The sequence below is a fragment of the Shouchella miscanthi genome (assembly GCF_007725405.1).
Classification (GTDB): Bacteria; Bacillota; Bacilli; order Bacillales; family Bacillaceae_D; genus Shouchella; species Shouchella hunanensis.
On sequence record NZ_CP042163.1, the window covers coordinates 142435 to 158600 of the forward strand.

General features: G+C 41.5%; 17 protein-coding genes and 1 other annotated feature. All 17 genes read left to right on the forward strand.

The window, feature by feature from the left end:
- The first annotated feature begins 1 nt into the window (after position 1).
- Positions 2-544 (forward strand): protein-arginine kinase activator protein McsA, encoded by a 543-nt coding sequence (mcsA, locus tag FPV17_RS00685; RefSeq protein ID WP_035395609.1) that lies wholly within the window; start codon positions 2-4, stop codon positions 542-544.
- Positions 541-1614: a protein-arginine kinase McsB gene (gene mcsB / locus FPV17_RS00690; protein WP_144557423.1), complete on the forward strand. Its 1074-nt coding sequence runs from the start codon at positions 541-543 to the stop codon at positions 1612-1614. Before mcsA ends, mcsB begins: the two co-directional genes overlap by 4 nt.
- 27 nt (positions 1615-1641) lie before the next feature.
- Positions 1642-4095: an ATP-dependent protease ATP-binding subunit ClpC gene (gene clpC / locus FPV17_RS00695; RefSeq protein ID WP_144557425.1), complete on the forward strand. Its 2454-nt coding sequence runs from the start codon at positions 1642-1644 to the stop codon at positions 4093-4095.
- A 107-nt stretch (positions 4096-4202) separates the two neighbouring features.
- Complete coding sequence (radA, locus tag FPV17_RS00700; protein ID WP_060705938.1) at positions 4203-5576, forward strand: DNA repair protein RadA; 1374 nt, start codon at positions 4203-4205, stop codon at positions 5574-5576.
- 5 nt (positions 5577-5581) lie between these two features.
- Entirely contained in the window at positions 5582-6655 is a 1074-nt protein-coding gene (gene disA / locus FPV17_RS00705) for a DNA integrity scanning diadenylate cyclase DisA (RefSeq protein ID WP_035395611.1), read from the forward strand.
- A gap of 153 nt (positions 6656-6808) precedes the next feature.
- A complete protein-coding gene (locus FPV17_RS00710; protein WP_035395613.1) occupies positions 6809-7915 on the forward strand; it encodes a PIN/TRAM domain-containing protein in 1107 nt (368 codons plus the stop codon).
- 98 nt (positions 7916-8013) lie between these two features.
- Positions 8014-8727: a 2-C-methyl-D-erythritol 4-phosphate cytidylyltransferase gene (ispD, locus tag FPV17_RS00715; RefSeq protein ID WP_035395615.1), complete on the forward strand. Its 714-nt coding sequence runs from the start codon at positions 8014-8016 to the stop codon at positions 8725-8727.
- A complete protein-coding gene (gene ispF, locus FPV17_RS00720; protein WP_035395617.1) occupies positions 8702-9178 on the forward strand; it encodes a 2-C-methyl-D-erythritol 2,4-cyclodiphosphate synthase in 477 nt (158 codons plus the stop codon). Before ispD ends, ispF begins: the two co-directional genes overlap by 26 nt.
- Before the next feature lie 68 nt (positions 9179-9246).
- Entirely contained in the window at positions 9247-10710 is a 1464-nt protein-coding gene (gltX, locus tag FPV17_RS00725; RefSeq protein WP_035395619.1) for a glutamate--tRNA ligase, read from the forward strand.
- A 7-nt stretch (positions 10711-10717) separates the two neighbouring features.
- Positions 10718-10938, forward strand: a binding site (T-box leader).
- Positions 10939-10999: 61 nt separating this feature from the next.
- Positions 11000-11656 (forward strand): serine O-acetyltransferase, encoded by a 657-nt coding sequence (gene cysE / locus FPV17_RS00730; protein ID WP_035395713.1) that lies wholly within the window; start codon positions 11000-11002, stop codon positions 11654-11656.
- A 34-nt stretch (positions 11657-11690) separates the two neighbouring features.
- Positions 11691-13085 carry a cysteine--tRNA ligase gene (gene cysS / locus FPV17_RS00735; protein ID WP_144557427.1) on the forward strand — a complete coding sequence of 465 codons (1395 nt, stop codon included), beginning with the start codon at positions 11691-11693 and terminating at the stop codon, positions 13083-13085.
- A gap of 13 nt (positions 13086-13098) precedes the next feature.
- Positions 13099-13500, forward strand: coding sequence for a Mini-ribonuclease 3 (locus FPV17_RS00740; protein WP_035395714.1), 402 nt, complete (start codon positions 13099-13101; stop codon positions 13498-13500).
- On the forward strand, positions 13497-14333 hold the full coding sequence (rlmB, locus tag FPV17_RS00745) for a 23S rRNA (guanosine(2251)-2'-O)-methyltransferase RlmB (RefSeq protein WP_144557429.1): 837 nt from the start codon (positions 13497-13499) through the stop codon (positions 14331-14333). The genes FPV17_RS00740 and rlmB overlap by 4 nt, the downstream gene beginning before the upstream one ends.
- A 1-nt stretch (position 14334) precedes the next feature.
- Positions 14335-14844, forward strand: coding sequence for an NYN domain-containing protein (locus tag FPV17_RS00750; protein ID WP_035395623.1), 510 nt, complete (start codon positions 14335-14337; stop codon positions 14842-14844).
- An 86-nt stretch (positions 14845-14930) separates the two neighbouring features.
- A complete protein-coding gene (gene sigH / locus FPV17_RS00755) occupies positions 14931-15596 on the forward strand; it encodes an RNA polymerase sporulation sigma factor SigH (RefSeq protein WP_035395625.1) in 666 nt (221 codons plus the stop codon).
- A 117-nt stretch (positions 15597-15713) separates the two neighbouring features.
- Entirely contained in the window at positions 15714-15857 is a 144-nt protein-coding gene (rpmG, locus tag FPV17_RS00760; protein WP_081762221.1) for a 50S ribosomal protein L33, read from the forward strand.
- Positions 15858-15929: 72 nt separating this feature from the next.
- Positions 15930-16121 (forward strand): preprotein translocase subunit SecE, encoded by a 192-nt coding sequence (gene secE / locus FPV17_RS00765; protein ID WP_035395626.1) that lies wholly within the window; start codon positions 15930-15932, stop codon positions 16119-16121.
- Positions 16122-16166: the final 45 nt, after the last annotated feature.

Genomic DNA, 16166 nt, shown 5'->3' on the forward strand with positions numbered 1-16166 from the left:
AATGGTGTGCCAAGAGTGTAATATGCGGCAAGCTACACTGCATTTTACAAAAATTATTAACGGAAAGAAAACGGAGATGCACGTATGCGAACACTGTGCAAGAGAAAAAGGCGAGGCGATACCAGGAACAGATAGCTTCTCTATCCATCACCTCTTTTCAGGCTTATTTCATACAGATGATAGCAATGCTACACAACGAGACCAAAATACGAAAGCTGAATTAAAATGTCCAAATTGTGGGCTTAGTTACGAGAAATTCCTTCACATTGGCCGTTTTGGCTGTGCAAGTTGTTACGAAACGTATTCAACAAAACTTTCGTCTGTTTTTAGAAGGGTACATGGTGGAAACAGTAAGCATGGTGGTAAGATTCCCAAACGGATTGGGGAAACCATTCAAATAGAACAACGAATTGAAGAAATGCGGGCAATGTTAAATGAGCATATTCAAAAAGAAGAGTTTGAGAAAGCTGCAGAATTACGTGATGAAATAAGGGCTTTAACAAAGCAAAAAGACATTCCTAGGGAAGGAGAGGAAGAGGGGTGAGCTTAAACCAATTTTTAGAACATGCGATTAGCCCTTGGATGAAGAAGGATGGGATTGAATCGGATATTGTTTTAAGTAGCCGAATACGATTAGCAAGAAACATGAACGCCTTTACCTTTCCTATTCTTTCCTCGAAGGAAGAAGCGTACACCGCCTCTCAATATATAAAGGAGGCGCTAGCTTCCACTCAAACGAGTGCCCTTGGAAACGCGGAAATGCTAACCATGGACGAAATGAAAACGAACGATAAACGAATTCTTGTCGAAAAACATTTAATTAGTCCTCACTTGGCAGAGCAATCGAAACACGGTGCGGTATTACTAAGTGAAGATGAGTCAGTAAGTATTATGGTAAATGAAGAAGATCATATTCGAATACAGGTACTGACAGCCGGTTTTGACTTGGACCACACGTATCAAGCTGCAAGTTCTTTAGATGATTGGATGGAGTCTCACCTGACTTATGCATACGATAGACAATATGGGTACTTAACGAGTTGTCCGACAAATGTTGGAACAGGAATGAGGGCATCGGTTATGATGCACCTACCGGCTCTTGCCATTACTCAACAGCTACAGCGAATTTTGCCAGCGATTAATCAACTAGGTCTGGTGGTTAGAGGAATTTATGGAGAAGGTAGCGAAGCATTAGGAAACCTTTTTCAAATTTCCAATCAAATGACTTTAGGGAAGTCAGAGCAAGATATTATTGAGGATCTACAAGGCGTTGTAAAGCAATTAATTCAACAAGAACGTGCTGCAAGAGGATCTTTATTGGATCATTCGCACCTGAAATTAACAGATCGCGTTCACCGTTCGTTAGGAGTCCTGTCTCATAGCCATATTATTGATTCTAAAGAAGCAACGAGAAGACTCTCTGATTTAAGACTGGGTATTGACTTAGGCATGATTGAGGGCATATCAGCTAGCATTTTAAATGAACTCATGATTGTTACGCAACCGGGCTTTTTGCAAAGGTATGCAGAGACGGTATTGTCTCCTGAACAACGAGATGAAAGACGAGCGACATTAATTAGAGAACGGTTAAAGCTAGAATACACGAACAAGTAATACAATCCTTTGGAGGTGTCATCATTTATGATGTTTGGAAGATTTTCTGAGCGTGCACAGAAGGTATTAGCGCTTTCACAAGAAGAGGCAATTCGTTTAAGTCACCATAATATTGGAACAGAGCATATTCTCTTAGGCTTAATACGTGAAGGAGAAGGAATTGCGGCCAAAGCTTTGCAACAACTCGGGCTTGGTTCCGATAAATTACAAAAAGAAGTTGAAGGATTGGTAGGAAAAGGGCAAGAGGCGCAGAAGAGCATACACAGCACACCACACTACACACCTCGAGCGAAAAAAGTAATTGAGCTTTCAATGGATGAAGCAAGAAAGCTTGGCCATTCCTATGTGGGTACTGAACATATCTTGTTAGGGTTAATTCGTGAAGGAGAAGGTGTCGCAGCAAGGGTATTAAATAATCTTGGTGTGAGTTTGAATAAAGCAAGACAGCAAGTGTTGCAACTTCTTGGAAGCAATGAAGGTGGCAGTTCAGCACAGGCTAATGGCTCAGCTGCTAATGCAAATACACCAACCTTAGACAGCTTAGCTCGTGATTTAACGGCCATTGCACGTGAGGAAACCCTTGATCCTGTTATTGGGCGTGGGAAAGAGATTGAGCGAGTAATTCAAGTATTAAGTCGCCGGACGAAAAACAACCCTGTTTTAATAGGTGAACCTGGTGTCGGTAAAACAGCGATTGCAGAAGGGCTTGCTCAGAGTATTATTGCAAATGAAGTGCCTGAAACCTTACGAAATAAACGTGTAATGACCCTCGATATGGGAACGGTAGTAGCTGGAACGAAATACCGTGGAGAATTTGAAGATCGGTTGAAAAAGGTGATGGACGAAATTCGTCAAGCTGGTAATGTTATCTTATTTATTGATGAATTGCACACACTTATTGGAGCAGGTGGAGCAGAGGGTGCCATTGACGCTTCGAATATTTTAAAACCATCATTAGCTCGTGGAGAATTACAGTGTATTGGTGCAACAACTCTTGATGAGTACCGCAAGTACATTGAAAAGGACGCAGCGCTTGAGCGACGCTTCCAACCAATTCAAGTAGATGAGCCAACTTTAGATGAATCCATTCAAATTTTGTACGGCTTGCGTGACCGTTACGAAGCTCATCACCGTGTCACGATTACAGACGGTGCAGTAGAAGAAGCGGTGAAGCTTTCAGATCGTTATATTTCAGATCGCTTTCTACCAGATAAAGCGATTGACTTAATTGATGAAGCGGCGTCTAAAGTACGTTTACGTTCTTATACAGCACCGCCGAATCTAAAAGAATTAGAAGCGAAATTAGAAGAGACGCGAAAAGAGAAAGACGCTTCTGTTCAAAGCCAAGAGTTTGAAAAAGCCGCGTCCCTCCGTGATTCTGAGCAACGTCTTCGTGAAGAGCTTGAGGAAATGAAAAATGAATGGAAGAAAAAGCAAGGTCAGGAAAATACCGAAGTTGTGGTTGAAGACATTGCGCAAGTTGTAGCAAGCTGGACTGGAATTCCGGTTTCAAAGCTGGCAGAAGAAGAGACAGAGCGCTTGTTGAAAATGGAAAGCATCCTACACGATCGAATTGTTGGTCAGGAAGAAGCCGTTAAATCCATTTCAAAAGCGGTGCGTCGTGCTAGAGCCGGTTTAAAAGATCCGAAGCGTCCAATTGGATCGTTTATCTTCCTTGGACCAACGGGTGTTGGTAAAACGGAATTAGCCCGTGCTGTGGCAGAGACGTTATTTGGAGATGAAGATTCTGTTATTCGTATTGATATGTCGGAGTATATGGAGAAGCATGCAACCAGTCGTCTTGTTGGCTCCCCTCCTGGCTATGTTGGACATGAAGAAGGCGGTCAATTAACAGAAAAAATTCGTCGTAAGCCTTATTCGGTTATTTTATTAGACGAAATCGAAAAAGCGCACCCTGATGTGTTTAACATTTTGCTGCAAGTCTTAGAGGATGGTCGTTTAACCGATTCAAAAGGAAGAACGGTTGACTTTAGAAATACGGCAGTTATTATGACATCAAACGTTGGGGCTTCTCAACTAAAACGTAATAAATATCTTGGCTTTTCAACGGAGACGGAAGGTCAAGAATACAAAGACATGAAGGATCGTGTCATGTCTGAGCTGAAAAACAGCTTTAGACCTGAATTCTTAAACCGAATCGACGAAATTGTTGTGTTCCACTCTCTTGAGAAAAAGCATGTTCGTGAAATTATTACGATGATGGCTGATCAGTTGAAACAACGCTTATCTGAACAAGGTATTGATTTTGAACTGACAGAAGAGGCAAAAGATAAGATTACAGAGGCAGGTTATGATCCTGAATATGGAGCTCGCCCGTTACGTCGTGCGCTTCAAAAAGAAGTAGAGGATCGCTTGTCTGAGGAATTGCTAAAAGGAACGATCGTCAAAGGGCAAAAAGCCGTTATATATGTAAAAGATGGCGAGCTTGCTGTGGAAGCAAAAGAAGAAACAAGCGTATAAATTATGTAAACCGGAGGAGTTATTACCTCCGGTTTTTTTAAAAATCAAGCGTTTTTTCCTTGTTTTTGGTACACTTGGCGTAGTGGAATATAACGGAGGAATAAACGATGGCAAAAGTAAAAACAAAGTTTGTCTGTCAAGAATGTGGCTATGAGTCAGCGAAGTGGATGGGGAAGTGTCCAGGTTGTCAAAGTTGGAATACCCTCGTTGAAGAAAAAGCCGTACAAGAGAAACAGCGTTCAAGGAGTTATGTGACGTCTGGAACGACTGTGCATAAAGCACAGCCTATTACCAAAGTGGTGGGGGAAAAAGAGCCTCGCGTTAGCACAACGATGCCAGAATTAAATCGAGTGCTTGGTGGAGGCATTGTGCCGGGTTCACTTGTTTTAGTAGGAGGCGACCCGGGTATTGGAAAGTCAACGCTTCTTTTGCAGCTATCTGCAAAGTTGGCAAATACGAAAGAACGAGTTCTTTATATATCAGGAGAAGAGTCGGTTAAACAAACAAAGCTAAGAGCAGATCGCCTAGAGCTAACTTCTGAAGACCTGTACGTTCTTGCTGAAACAGATGTGTCACTCATTGAGCAAGCCATTGATGAGGTGCAGCCTTCATTGGTAATCATTGATTCCATTCAAACCGTGTATCAAGAGGACATAACATCTGCTCCAGGGAGTGTTGCACAAGTGCGAGAATGCACAGCGACATTCATGCGCATTGCCAAAACAAGAGGAACGGCAGTCTTTATTGTTGGTCACGTGACGAAGCAAGGATCCATTGCAGGGCCAAAGCTGCTTGAGCACATGGTGGACTCGGTCTTGTATTTTGAAGGGGAACGACACCACACGTACCGTATTTTAAGAGCGGTGAAGAACCGATTTGGTTCTACAAATGAAATGGGTATTTTCGAAATGAAAGAGCTTGGTTTAGAAGAAGTTTTAAACCCATCAGAGATCTTTCTTGAGGAACGATCACAAGGAGCAGCAGGTTCTGTTGTTGTGGCATCAATGGAAGGAACCCGGCCTGTTCTTGTTGAATTACAAGCATTAATCTCCCCGATGGGCTTTGGGAATCCAAGAAGGATGGCGACAGGTCTTGACCACAACCGAGTGTCCCTCATAATGGCAGTTCTTGAGAAACGGGTAGGGATGCTTTTGCAAAATCAAGACGCCTATCTAAAAGTTGCTGGTGGTGTGAAGCTAGATGAACCAGCCATTGATCTTGCTATTGCACTAAGTATTGCATCAAGCTTTCGCAATCAACCGACAGAACCGATGGATGTAGCCATTGGGGAAGTAGGCTTAACCGGTGAGATTAGACGAGTATCGAGAATTGAACAACGCGTTAATGAAGCATTAAAGCTAGGTTTTAAACGAGTTATTATACCAGAAAAGAATTTAGGCGGTTGGACTGTACCAGATGGCATTGAGGTCGTAGGTGTTCCAACTCTAGATAAAGCGCTCGATGTTGCATTAGGGAGGTAGAGAGAATGGAAGAAAGAAATCGAACAGCTTTTATCCAGAATATATTAAAATTAGTGGCGCCTGGAACCCCTTTGCGAGCTGGGATTGATAATGTGTTGCGTGCGAATACAGGTGGCTTAATTGTCCTAGGCTATAACAATGAAATGATGAATATTGTCGACGGTGGTTTTTTTATCAATAGTGATTTTTCACCTGCTTATTTATATGAGTTAGCAAAAATGGATGGTGCCATTATTCTAAGTGAAGACGGAAAACGAATTTTGTATGCAAATACCCAACTTGTCCCAAATAACAATATTACATCGAGTGAAACGGGGATTCGCCACCGGTCCGCAGAACGGGTCGCGAAACAAACAGGAAACTTAACGATCTCCATCTCTCAAAGAAGAAATGTGATTACTCTTTATCAAGGTGAGCATCGCTATGCGTTAAAGGATATTGGCGTCATTTTGACAAAAGCCAATCAAGCCATCCAGACGCTGGAAAAATATCGTGCTGTACTGGATCAAAGTATTACGAATTTAGGAGCTATGGAATTTGAGCAGCTTGTCACGTATAGCGATGTGGTACAAGTTATTCATCGAATTCAAATGGTGTTACGAATCAAGCAAGAAATTCAAAACTTTATTTTGGAGCTGGGCGACGAAGGGCGTCTCATAACGATGCAGCTTAAGGAGCTTGTATCCAATACCGAGCAAGAAGCGACCCATCTGTTAAAAGATTATTCAAAAGATCGCCATCAAGACGTTACGAAAACATTAGCAGATTTAACGAGTTTATTGAACGAAGATTTGCTCGATGAACAAGCAATTATTAAAGCGCTTGGGTTTGGCCGAGCAACCAATATTCTTGATCAAGCAGCTTCACCTAGAGGATACAGAATCTTGCACCGTATTCCGAGATTACCGTCTCAAATTATTGAAAATGTCATTAATGAATATGGTCATTTATCGAGCGTTATGGTAGCTACGGTTGAGCAACTGGACGAGGTAGATGGAATTGGAGAAGCACGTGCAAAAATGATTAAAAACGGGTTAAGTCGTATACAGGAACAATTGTTTGTAGACCGACATATTTAAACAAAAGAAGGGGAAAACCCTTCTTTTTGTGTCTAAATTAAAACGTTAATCTTGTATAATTCAAGATTTCATGTTTTTTTGTGGGAAATACAGTTTGCTAGGTTTGAGAGTTGTATACTTGTCTATAATAGCTACAAGGAGGTGTATACATGCATGCTTAAATGGATTATTCAAATCTTTTTTATATTAGCCGGAGCCACTTTAGGTATCTTTTTTATTCCGGAGTTATTCGATGCGACAGGCTATAACGTACCCACTTGGTTAGATACCCCGTATACAGGAGCGACCATCGGTGCACTACTATTTTTTATCGTATCGTTGTTTATCGCACGTTATATTGTTAATTTTTTCAAAATGGTCGAAGAAACGATTGTGAAAGCCCCAATAGCGGACGTATTAACAGGGTCAATAGGTCTTATTATTGGTTTAATTGTTGGGTATCTAGCAGGTACGCCTTTAAATGCACTAAATTTACTTGTCATCAGTAACATCTTGCCAAGTTTTATTACCATTTTGGTTGGCTATCTCGGTTTCCAAATTGGCTTTAAAAAGCGTGATGATATGGTTCAATTCATCCAATCCATGCGTATTCCAAGAGAGCGAGACAATCAAAAGAAAAAAGAGCAAGAAGAGAATGAGGACGAGCAAGGTCAGCACCTGAAAATCCTTGATACGAGCGTCATTATTGATGGACGAATCGCAGACATCTGTCAAACGGGATTTTTGGAAGGAACGCTTGTTATTCCGCAATTCGTACTTGATGAATTACAATATATTGCTGACTCATCAGATGCCTTAAAACGAAATCGAGGTAGAAGAGGTCTTGATATATTAAATCGTATTCAAAAAGAGCTTCCTATTGATGTAGAGATCTATGAAGGCGATTTTGAAGAGATACAAGAGGTTGATAGCAAGCTTGTAAAGTTAGCAAAAGTAACGTCTGGAATGGTTGTTACAAATGACTTTAACTTGAATAAAGTGTGTGAACTGCAAGGTGTACAAGTATTAAACATTAATGACTTAGCCAATGCAGTAAAGCCAGTCGTCTTGCCTGGAGAGGTATTGAGCGTCCATGTGATTAAAGAAGGGAAAGAACATCACCAAGGCGTCGCCTATTTAGATGATGGAACAATGATTGTTGTTGAAGGTGGGCGAGAATGGATTAATAAGCATACGGATGTGACGGTTACAAGTGTGCTGCAAACGAGTGCAGGTCGGATGATTTTTGCAAAACCAAAGTCTTTAGAAAAAGCACAGTAACGATTTCTTAAAACCTGTCCTTGAAAAAGGGCGGGTTTTTTGAGCAATTGTAGCTTCCATGGTAAACTACGAATAAGGAACAATTGAAGGAGATTACGATGGATTATAAAGCAATTGTCTTAGCTGCAGGTCAAGGAAAACGAATGAATGCTGGTTATAATAAGCAACTTATTAAGCTAAACGCTATACCGCTTATCGTTCATTCATTACGTTTATTTGAACAAGATATTCGCTGTAAAGGAATCATTCTCGTGGTCAGTGAAGAAGAGCGAAAAACGATGCAGCATCTTGTTCAATCATTTACCTTACAGAAAATTGAACAGATTGTTATTGGTGGGAAGGAAAGGCAAGACAGTGTTTATGCAGCGCTTGAAGCAATGGAACCTGCTACGATTGTACTCATTCATGATGGGGCTCGACCGTTTGTTTCGCAAAAGGTTATTCATGGGGTGGCGGCAGAGGCTGCAAAGCAAGGAGGAGCCATTGCGGCTGTCCCAGTGAAAGATACAATTAAAAAGGTTACAGAAGGTGCAGTACGTGAAACGGTGCAGAGAACTCATTTATGGGCTGCTCAAACACCGCAAGGATTTCAATATGACTTAATTGTAGATGCGCACCGGCAAGCGAAAGCGGTTAACGAACTTGGAACCGACGATGCTAGTCTATTAGAGCGGCAAGGAAAGCGTGTTGCTATTGTGGAAAGTGACTATTTAAATATTAAATTAACAACAGCGGAAGATTTATTATTTGCTGAGACGATTATAAAAACAAAGGAGAATAGAGAACATGATTCGAATCGGACAAGGGTATGATGTGCATCAATTAGTAGAGGGGCGGCCTCTTCTATTAGGGGGGATTGACATTCCTCATGACAAAGGGTTACTTGGTCATTCTGATGCAGATGTGCTGCTACACACGATAACAGATGCTGCCCTTGGAGCCATTGCAGCAGGTGATTTAGGTAAGCACTTCCCGGATACCGATGACGCGTTTAAAGATGCTGATTCAAAGGTGCTTTTACAAGATGTATGGAAATTGGTAAAAGAAGCAGGCTACACGCTAGGGAACGTCGATTGTACGGTCATGGCGCAAAAGCCTAAGCTTGCACCTTATATTGATCCGATGCGGGAACAAATTGCTCAATTACTTGAAACAGACATTACAAATGTTGGATTAAAGGCAACAACGACAGAGAAGCTGGGCTTTGTAGGTCGCGAAGAGGGTATTGCGGCCCAAGCGGTTATTTTACTAATAAAAGAGTAATCCGCCTTTGTTTTCATAGGAGAACATGCTAGAATGATTCAGAATAAGAGCTAGAGGAGTGCAACGACATGGCAAAAGAAGTACGGGTACGGTTTGCTCCAAGTCCAACAGGGCATTTGCATATTGGTGGAGCGAGATCGGCATTGTTTAACTATTTAATGGCGAAGCATACAGGTGGGACATTTGTGCTTCGAATTGAAGATACAGATCAAGCGAGAAATGTTGAAACGGCGACTGAAAAACTAATGGATAGCTTAAAGTGGCTTGGTATCCAGTGGGATGAAAGTGTTGATACAGAGCACGGCGAATACGGTCCTTATCGGTCGATGGAGCGTGTCCATCTGTACAAAGACTATATTCAGCAGCTGTTAGATGAGGGGAAAGCGTATTATTGTTATATGACGGAAGACGAGCTTGAAGCGGAGCGAGAAGCGCAGAAAGCACGAGGGGAAATGCCTAAATATAGCGGTCGCGATAGGGATTTAACAGCGGAGCAGCGTCAAGCATACGAGGCGAAAGGAATCAAGCCTGTTGTGCGCTTTAAAGTACCACAAGGTCAGATGATCACGTTCAACGATTCTGTACGAGAAGAAGTGTCGTTTGACTCGAATGGCATTGGCGACTTCGTCATTGCTCGTAAAGATGGCGTGCCAATGTATAATTTTGCGGTCGTTGTTGATGATCATCTCATGAAGATTAGTCACGTTATTCGTGGAGAAGAGCATTTATCCAATACACCGAGACAAATTTTGTTGTTTGAAGCGTTTGGTTGGGAAGTACCAACTTTTGCACACGCATCTCTTATCCTTAATCCGAATCGCCAGAAAATGAGTAAGCGTGATGAATCGATTATTCAATTTGTTGAGCAGTATAAGGAGCTTGGCTATATGCCAGAAGCAATTGTCAACTTCTTAGCTTTACTAGGGTGGTCACCGGTAGGAGAAGAGGAGATCTTCACATTAAAGCAATTGGAAGAGCAGTTTACACTGGATCGAGTGTCAAAAGCTCCTGCAGTGTTTGATACGGATAAGCTGGCGTGGATGAACAATCAATATATTAAAGAAGCAGATCTTGATAAGGTAATTGAGCTGGCGCTACCACACTTAATTTCAAGTGGTCGTGTATCTGAAAACATGGGTGAAGAGCGTCTTGAGTGGGCAAAGCGTCTTATCGGTCTTTATCAAGAACAAATGCAGTACGGTGCAGAAATTGTCACGCTAACGGAACAATTTTTCAAGAAAGACGTAGATTATACAGAAGACGCAAAAGCAGTTCTTGCAGAAGAGCAAGTACCAGAAGTCTTAGCGCAATTTGCAAAAGAGCTCGATGAGTTAGAAGAATTTACAGTGCCAGAAATTAAGAAAGCGATCAAAGCGACACAAAAAGCAACTGGTCAAAAGGGAAAGAAATTATTTATGCCAATTCGTGCGGCTGTGAGCGGTCAAACCCACGGACCGGAGCTTGGAGACACGATTGAGCTGTTAGGCAAAGCTGTAGTAACAAGTCGTTTACAAGAAGCTGTCCAACAATAACATATGGCTATACATGATGATTGGGAAAAGTAAGCACAGGAATTTTACAGAGAGAATGACCAAGGGCTGGAAGTCATTTAGAAGGAATGTGTTGAACATGCACCCAGGAGTCTTGCTTTGAATGCATACGCGTAGTAGGAGTGAGCGGCAAACCACGTTAAGGTTAGAGAGATCCAGGTTTTTTCTCCTGGAAAACAGAGTGGAACCGTGCAATCTTGTGCCTCTGTACCTACTATAGGTACGGAGGTTTTTTTATTGTGACAAAAAGGAGGGGAATTGTTTGAGTTTAATGCGTACCATGCTTAGTGACATAGATGTTGTGTTTGACCGAGATCCTGCAGCAAGAAACCGATTAGAAATTATTTTTACGTACTCAGGTGTGCATGCCGTTTGGGGGCACCGTATCGCACATGCACTATGGAAAAGAGGCTGTTTTTTTCTAGCTCGATTGCTTTCACAGTTTACGCGTTTTTTGACGGGTATAGAAATCCATCCTGCTGCCCAAATTGGAGAAAGACTTTTTATTGACCATGGTATGGGTGTTGTCATTGGTGAAACGTGTGAAATAGGTGATGATGTCACCATTTTTCAAGGTGTTACGTTAGGCGGAACAGGTAAAGAAAAAGGGAAGAGGCATCCTACAGTGAAAGACGGGGCGCTCATTGCGACAGGAGCAAAAGTGCTAGGGTCCTTTACGATTGGTGAGCAAGCTCGAATCGGAGCAGGCTCGGTTGTTTTAAATGAAGTGCCGCCCTATTCAACGGTTGTGGGCATTCCAGGGAAAATCGTCATTAAAAATGGAAAGAAAGTTGCTTCAGCGCATACATTAGACCATTCATTACCCGATCCGATTGCAGACAGTATTTCAGAAATGGAAAAAGAAATTCAGCGTTTAAAGCATGAGTGTGTACGGCTTTCGGAGGAAAAAGACGGTTCAATTCATTAAGCAGTTATAACGGATATTGGAAAGGAAGTTTACCATGTTAAGAATCTATAATAGCTTAACGAATAAAAAAGAGGAATTTAAACCGATGGTACCTGGAAAAGTGAAGATGTATTTCTGCGGACCAACGGTTTACAATTTTATACACATTGGAAATGCAAGACCTCCAATTGTGTACGATATGGTCCGACGTTATTTAACGTATCGTGGTTTTGATGTAACGTTCATTTCAAATTTCACTGACGTTGATGATAAAATTATTCGTGCTGCACAAGAGCTTGGTGAAGAAGTCTTTGATGTAGCAGAACGATTTATTGAAGCGTACCATACAGATACTGCTGCATTGAATGTGAAAAAAGCAGATCTCCATCCTCGTGTAACAGAAACAATGGATGACATTATTGATTTTATTAGACAGCTTGAAGAAAAAGGATTTGCTTACGAAGCCGGTGGCGATGTTTACTTTCGAACAAGGAAGTTTGATGATTATGGAAAACTCTCAGGCCAATCGTTAAATGAATTGCGGAGTGGAGCTCGAATTGGTGTAGATGAGCGTAAAGAGGATGCAGTTGATTTTGTTCTGTGGAAAGCAGCTAAGCCTGACGAAATTTCCTGGGAAAGTCCATGGGGCAACGGACGCCCTGGCTGGCATATTGAATGTTCAGCAATGATCCGAAAAAATTTAGGTGACACAATCGACATTCATGCAGGCGGGAAAGACTTAACGTTCCCTCACCATGAAAATGAAATTGCGCAATCTGAAGCATTAACAGGGAAAACATTAGCAAATTATTGGATGCATAATGGATTTGTTAACATTAATAACGAGAAAATGTCGAAATCTCTTGGTAACTTTGTGCTAGCACATGACATCATTCAACAATTCCCGGCAGAAGTAGTGCGATACTTTATGTTGTCCACTCATTATCGTACGCCCATTAACTTTAGTGATGAATTGTTAACAAGTGCAGGAACAAGTCTCGAACGCTTAAAAAATGCTGTCACAAATATCCAGCATCGCTTAAATGAAACGGTTGATTTAGGGGAAAGTGGTGATTGGTTGGAGAAGGTTGCGTCCTTTAAACAGCGATTTATAGAGGAAATGGACGATGATTTTAATAGTGCGAATGCAATAAGTGTCCTATTTGATCTAGCGAAAGAGGCTAACGTTTATACGAGCGAGGCGCAAACATCTAAGCGCGTCTTGGAAGCATTTTTGCAGCTGTTTGAAGAGATTAGCGACGTACTTGGCTTGGAGCTAACTCGAGCAGAGGAACTGTTAGATGATGAGGTTGAAACGCTCATTCAAGAAAGGGATGAAGCTCGGAAATCGAGAAATTTTGCTCGTGCAGATGAGATTCGTGACCTTTTAAAAGAAAAAAAGATCTTGTTAGAGGATACGCCTCAAGGTGTAAGGTGGAAACGAGGATAACGTGAAATCAAAAATGGATTGGAAACAGTTGAATGGTTTAGCCCTCGCCTATATGGGGGATGCCGTCTTTGAGAAGCGTGTTCGATTTGAGCTTCTCAAGGAAGGCGCGGTACGTCCGAATAAACTGCACCGTGCAGCTACGACGTACGTTTCCGCTAAGGCGCAGTCTTATATTCTTCATGAATTAGAGAATCGGGGATTGTTGACAGACGCAGACTTTGCTGTCATAAAAAGAGGTAGAAATGCAAAATCACACACAGTTCCTAAAAACACAGATGTGGCAACGTATAAAAATTCAACAGGGTTTGAAGCACTTTTGGGCTATTTATATGTACTAGAAGAGACAGAGCGACTCGAACAATTGTTAAGTCAATCGATTCAAATTATTAAAGACAAAGGAGGGCAGAATTCATGAAAAAGAAAGAACGAACAAACGTAAAAAAAGAAAAGCCTCAATTAAATCAACGAAAACGACCGCAAAAACCAGTGGAACCAGTGAATGATCCCCAGAGTGAATTTGTGACAGGAAAAAATCCAGTCATTGAATCATTAAAATCAGGACGAGAGATTCATAAAGTTTGGATTGGTGAGGGGTCTCAGCGTGGACAAATGACAGCAATTATTCAGTCAGCAAAAGAAAAGAATATTCTTGTTCAAACTGCCCCTAAAAAGAAGCTTGATCAACTAGTTGGGCATTCAAACCACCAAGGCGTTGTGGCTTCAATTGCAGCCTATCGTTATGCTGAAATAGACGATTTGTTTGAGAAAGCGAAAGAGAAAGATGAAGAACCGTTCTTTCTTATCCTTGATGAAATTGAAGACCCACATAACCTAGGTTCTATCATGCGAACAGCGGACGCCGTCGGGGCACACGGCATTATCATCCCGAAGCGACGTGCAGTTGGCCTTACGCAAACAGTTGCGAAGTCTTCAACGGGTGCCATTGAGTATATTCCAGTTGTACGTGTGACAAATATTCGAAGAACGATGGACGATTTAAAGAAGCGCGGCTTATGGTTTGCGGGTACCGATGCAAAAGGTGAACAAGATTATCATCAAGGTTCTTTTGATATGCCACTAGGTCTTGTTATTGGCAGTGAAGGAAAAGGAATTAGCCGATTGGTTAAAGAGAAGTGTGACTTTCTGTTGCAAATCCCTATGGTCGGTCAGGTGACGTCACTTAATGCTTCAGTTGCTGCAAGTTTATTAATGTATGAAGTGTTCAGGAAACGAAAAGGACTAAACTAAGATGAACATTCTGCTCGTTGATGGCTACAACATGATCGGTGCGTGGCCCGTATTGCAACGTCTTAAAGAAAAGGACTTAGGGCAAGCAAGGGACAAGCTTGTTGATATGCTCGCTGAATATGCAGCTTATACTGGCTTTAACGTGAAAGTCATCTTTGATGCACACATGGTGTCTGGTATTGGGAAGGCTTATCATACCCATAGAGTGGATGTACTATATACAAAGAATAAAGAAACGGCAGACGAACGGATTGAAAAGCTAGCGCGGGAATTAAAAAGAATCGACCGGACGATTTATGTAGCTACTTCTGACATGGCGGAGCAGTCTGTTATTTTCGGTAGTGGGGCGTTGCGCAAATCAGCAAATGAACTTTTGATGGAAACAGAACTTGCATCAAAAAGAATCGACAAGATGGTACAAAAGACAAAATTAGTGCAGGAATCGTCGAAAATTAGCTTATCAGAGGAAGTTGCTGAAATTTTTGAAAAATGGCGTCGAGGAGACAAATAAGCTGTTGACCTGCTAGAAAAATGTGCTATATAATGTGTATAACTTTTCACAACATTATGTCTATGCAATCGCGAGGAGTGATTAGTTTGGGTGCAGGTCTAGTAGAAGAAGTCACAGTAAGGTTTCAAGAAAATCCATTTGTCAACTGGGAAGACGATTCGCTCATTAACGAAGTTCGAACAGGCAATACACTTGCATTAGAGCATTTAATTGGAAAATACCGTAATTTTGTGAGGGCGAAAGCGCGATCTTATTTTCTAATTGGTGCAGATCATGAAGACATTGTTCAAGAAGGAATGATTGGGCTTTATAAAGCAGTGAGAGATTTTAATGGGGACAAGCTATCTTCGTTCAAGGCTTTTGCTGAGCTATGTATCACTAGACAAATTATCACGGCGATTAAAACAGCAACAAGACAGAAACACATTCCACTTAATTCTTACGTTTCATTGGACAAGCCGTTATATGACGAAGAGTCTGATCGAACGCTAATGGACGTTATTTGTGGAAATCGAATTACTGATCCAGAAGCGCTTTTAATAAACAGAGAAGAGTTTTCGTTTATTGAAGGAAAGATGAGTGAGATTTTAAGTGAGTTAGAACGACAAGTACTTATGCTTTATTTAGATGGTCGGACTTATCAAGAGATTTCGGTGGATCTAAAGCGTCATGTAAAATCAATTGATAATGCCTTGCAACGAGTAAAGCGGAAGCTAGAACGCTATGTTGAATTAAAGAGCGTCATGCTATAATGAATAAGGGCGTAGACATCTGTCACGCTCTTTATTTCTTTTGCCATAGATTGACACTATGTACTAGCTGTGCTAGAGTCTAAGGGCATGTGGATTCGTCGGAGGTGTGGAACGAATATGAAAAAACGTATATTGGCTTGTGAACGTTGCCAAGGGAGAAATTACTCGTACCCAGCGGATAATAATACGCACACCCGATTAGAAATGAAGAAATTTTGCAAACGATGCAATGAACATACGCTCCATTTGGAAACAAAATAACTAGTTCAGTAAACGTCTTTACGGACGTTTCTTTTTCGAGATATCGAGATTAATGGAGGTGCTCCTAGCAAGATGGCTGATGAAAGAAAAGGTCCTGTGGCGTTTCTTCGTAATGTAGGCAAAGAAATGAAGCGAGTCTCATGGCCAACAAGAAAAGAACTTACGCGATATACATTAGTTGTACTAGCAACGCTCGCAATTATGGTTGGTTTCTTTTTCCTAGTGGACGAAGCCATTTCGTTTTTATTACGATTTTTACAGTAGGCAAGGTTGAGTTGGATTAAAAGGAGGGAAGGACAGCTGTCCTGA

What these genes read in the sequence shown, in the direction of transcription:
- disA (WP_035395611.1), top strand. Translation starts at nt 5,582, where the DNA reads ATGGAAGAAAGAAATCGAACAGCTTTTATCCAGAATATATTAAAATTA.
- ispF (WP_035395617.1), top strand. Translation starts at nt 8,702, where the DNA reads ATGATTCGAATCGGACAAGGGTATGATGTGCATCAATTAGTAGAGGGG.
- mcsA (WP_035395609.1), top strand. Translation starts at nt 2, where the DNA reads ATGGTGTGCCAAGAGTGTAATATGCGGCAAGCTACACTGCATTTTACA.
- cysS (WP_144557427.1), top strand. Translation starts at nt 11,691, where the DNA reads ATGTTAAGAATCTATAATAGCTTAACGAATAAAAAAGAGGAATTTAAA.
- gltX (WP_035395619.1), top strand. Translation starts at nt 9,247, where the DNA reads ATGGCAAAAGAAGTACGGGTACGGTTTGCTCCAAGTCCAACAGGGCAT.
- FPV17_RS00710 (WP_035395613.1), top strand. Translation starts at nt 6,809, where the DNA reads ATGCTTAAATGGATTATTCAAATCTTTTTTATATTAGCCGGAGCCACT.
- secE (WP_035395626.1), top strand. Translation starts at nt 15,930, where the DNA reads ATGGCTGATGAAAGAAAAGGTCCTGTGGCGTTTCTTCGTAATGTAGGC.
- radA (WP_060705938.1), top strand. Translation starts at nt 4,203, where the DNA reads ATGGCAAAAGTAAAAACAAAGTTTGTCTGTCAAGAATGTGGCTATGAG.
- FPV17_RS00740 (WP_035395714.1), top strand. Translation starts at nt 13,099, where the DNA reads ATGGATTGGAAACAGTTGAATGGTTTAGCCCTCGCCTATATGGGGGAT.
- cysE (WP_035395713.1), top strand. Translation starts at nt 11,000, where the DNA reads ATGCGTACCATGCTTAGTGACATAGATGTTGTGTTTGACCGAGATCCT.
- clpC (WP_144557425.1), top strand. Translation starts at nt 1,642, where the DNA reads ATGATGTTTGGAAGATTTTCTGAGCGTGCACAGAAGGTATTAGCGCTT.
- rpmG (WP_081762221.1), top strand. Translation starts at nt 15,714, where the DNA reads ATGAAAAAACGTATATTGGCTTGTGAACGTTGCCAAGGGAGAAATTAC.
- ispD (WP_035395615.1), top strand. Translation starts at nt 8,014, where the DNA reads ATGGATTATAAAGCAATTGTCTTAGCTGCAGGTCAAGGAAAACGAATG.
- rlmB (WP_144557429.1), top strand. Translation starts at nt 13,497, where the DNA reads ATGAAAAAGAAAGAACGAACAAACGTAAAAAAAGAAAAGCCTCAATTA.
- FPV17_RS00750 (WP_035395623.1), top strand. Translation starts at nt 14,335, where the DNA reads ATGAACATTCTGCTCGTTGATGGCTACAACATGATCGGTGCGTGGCCC.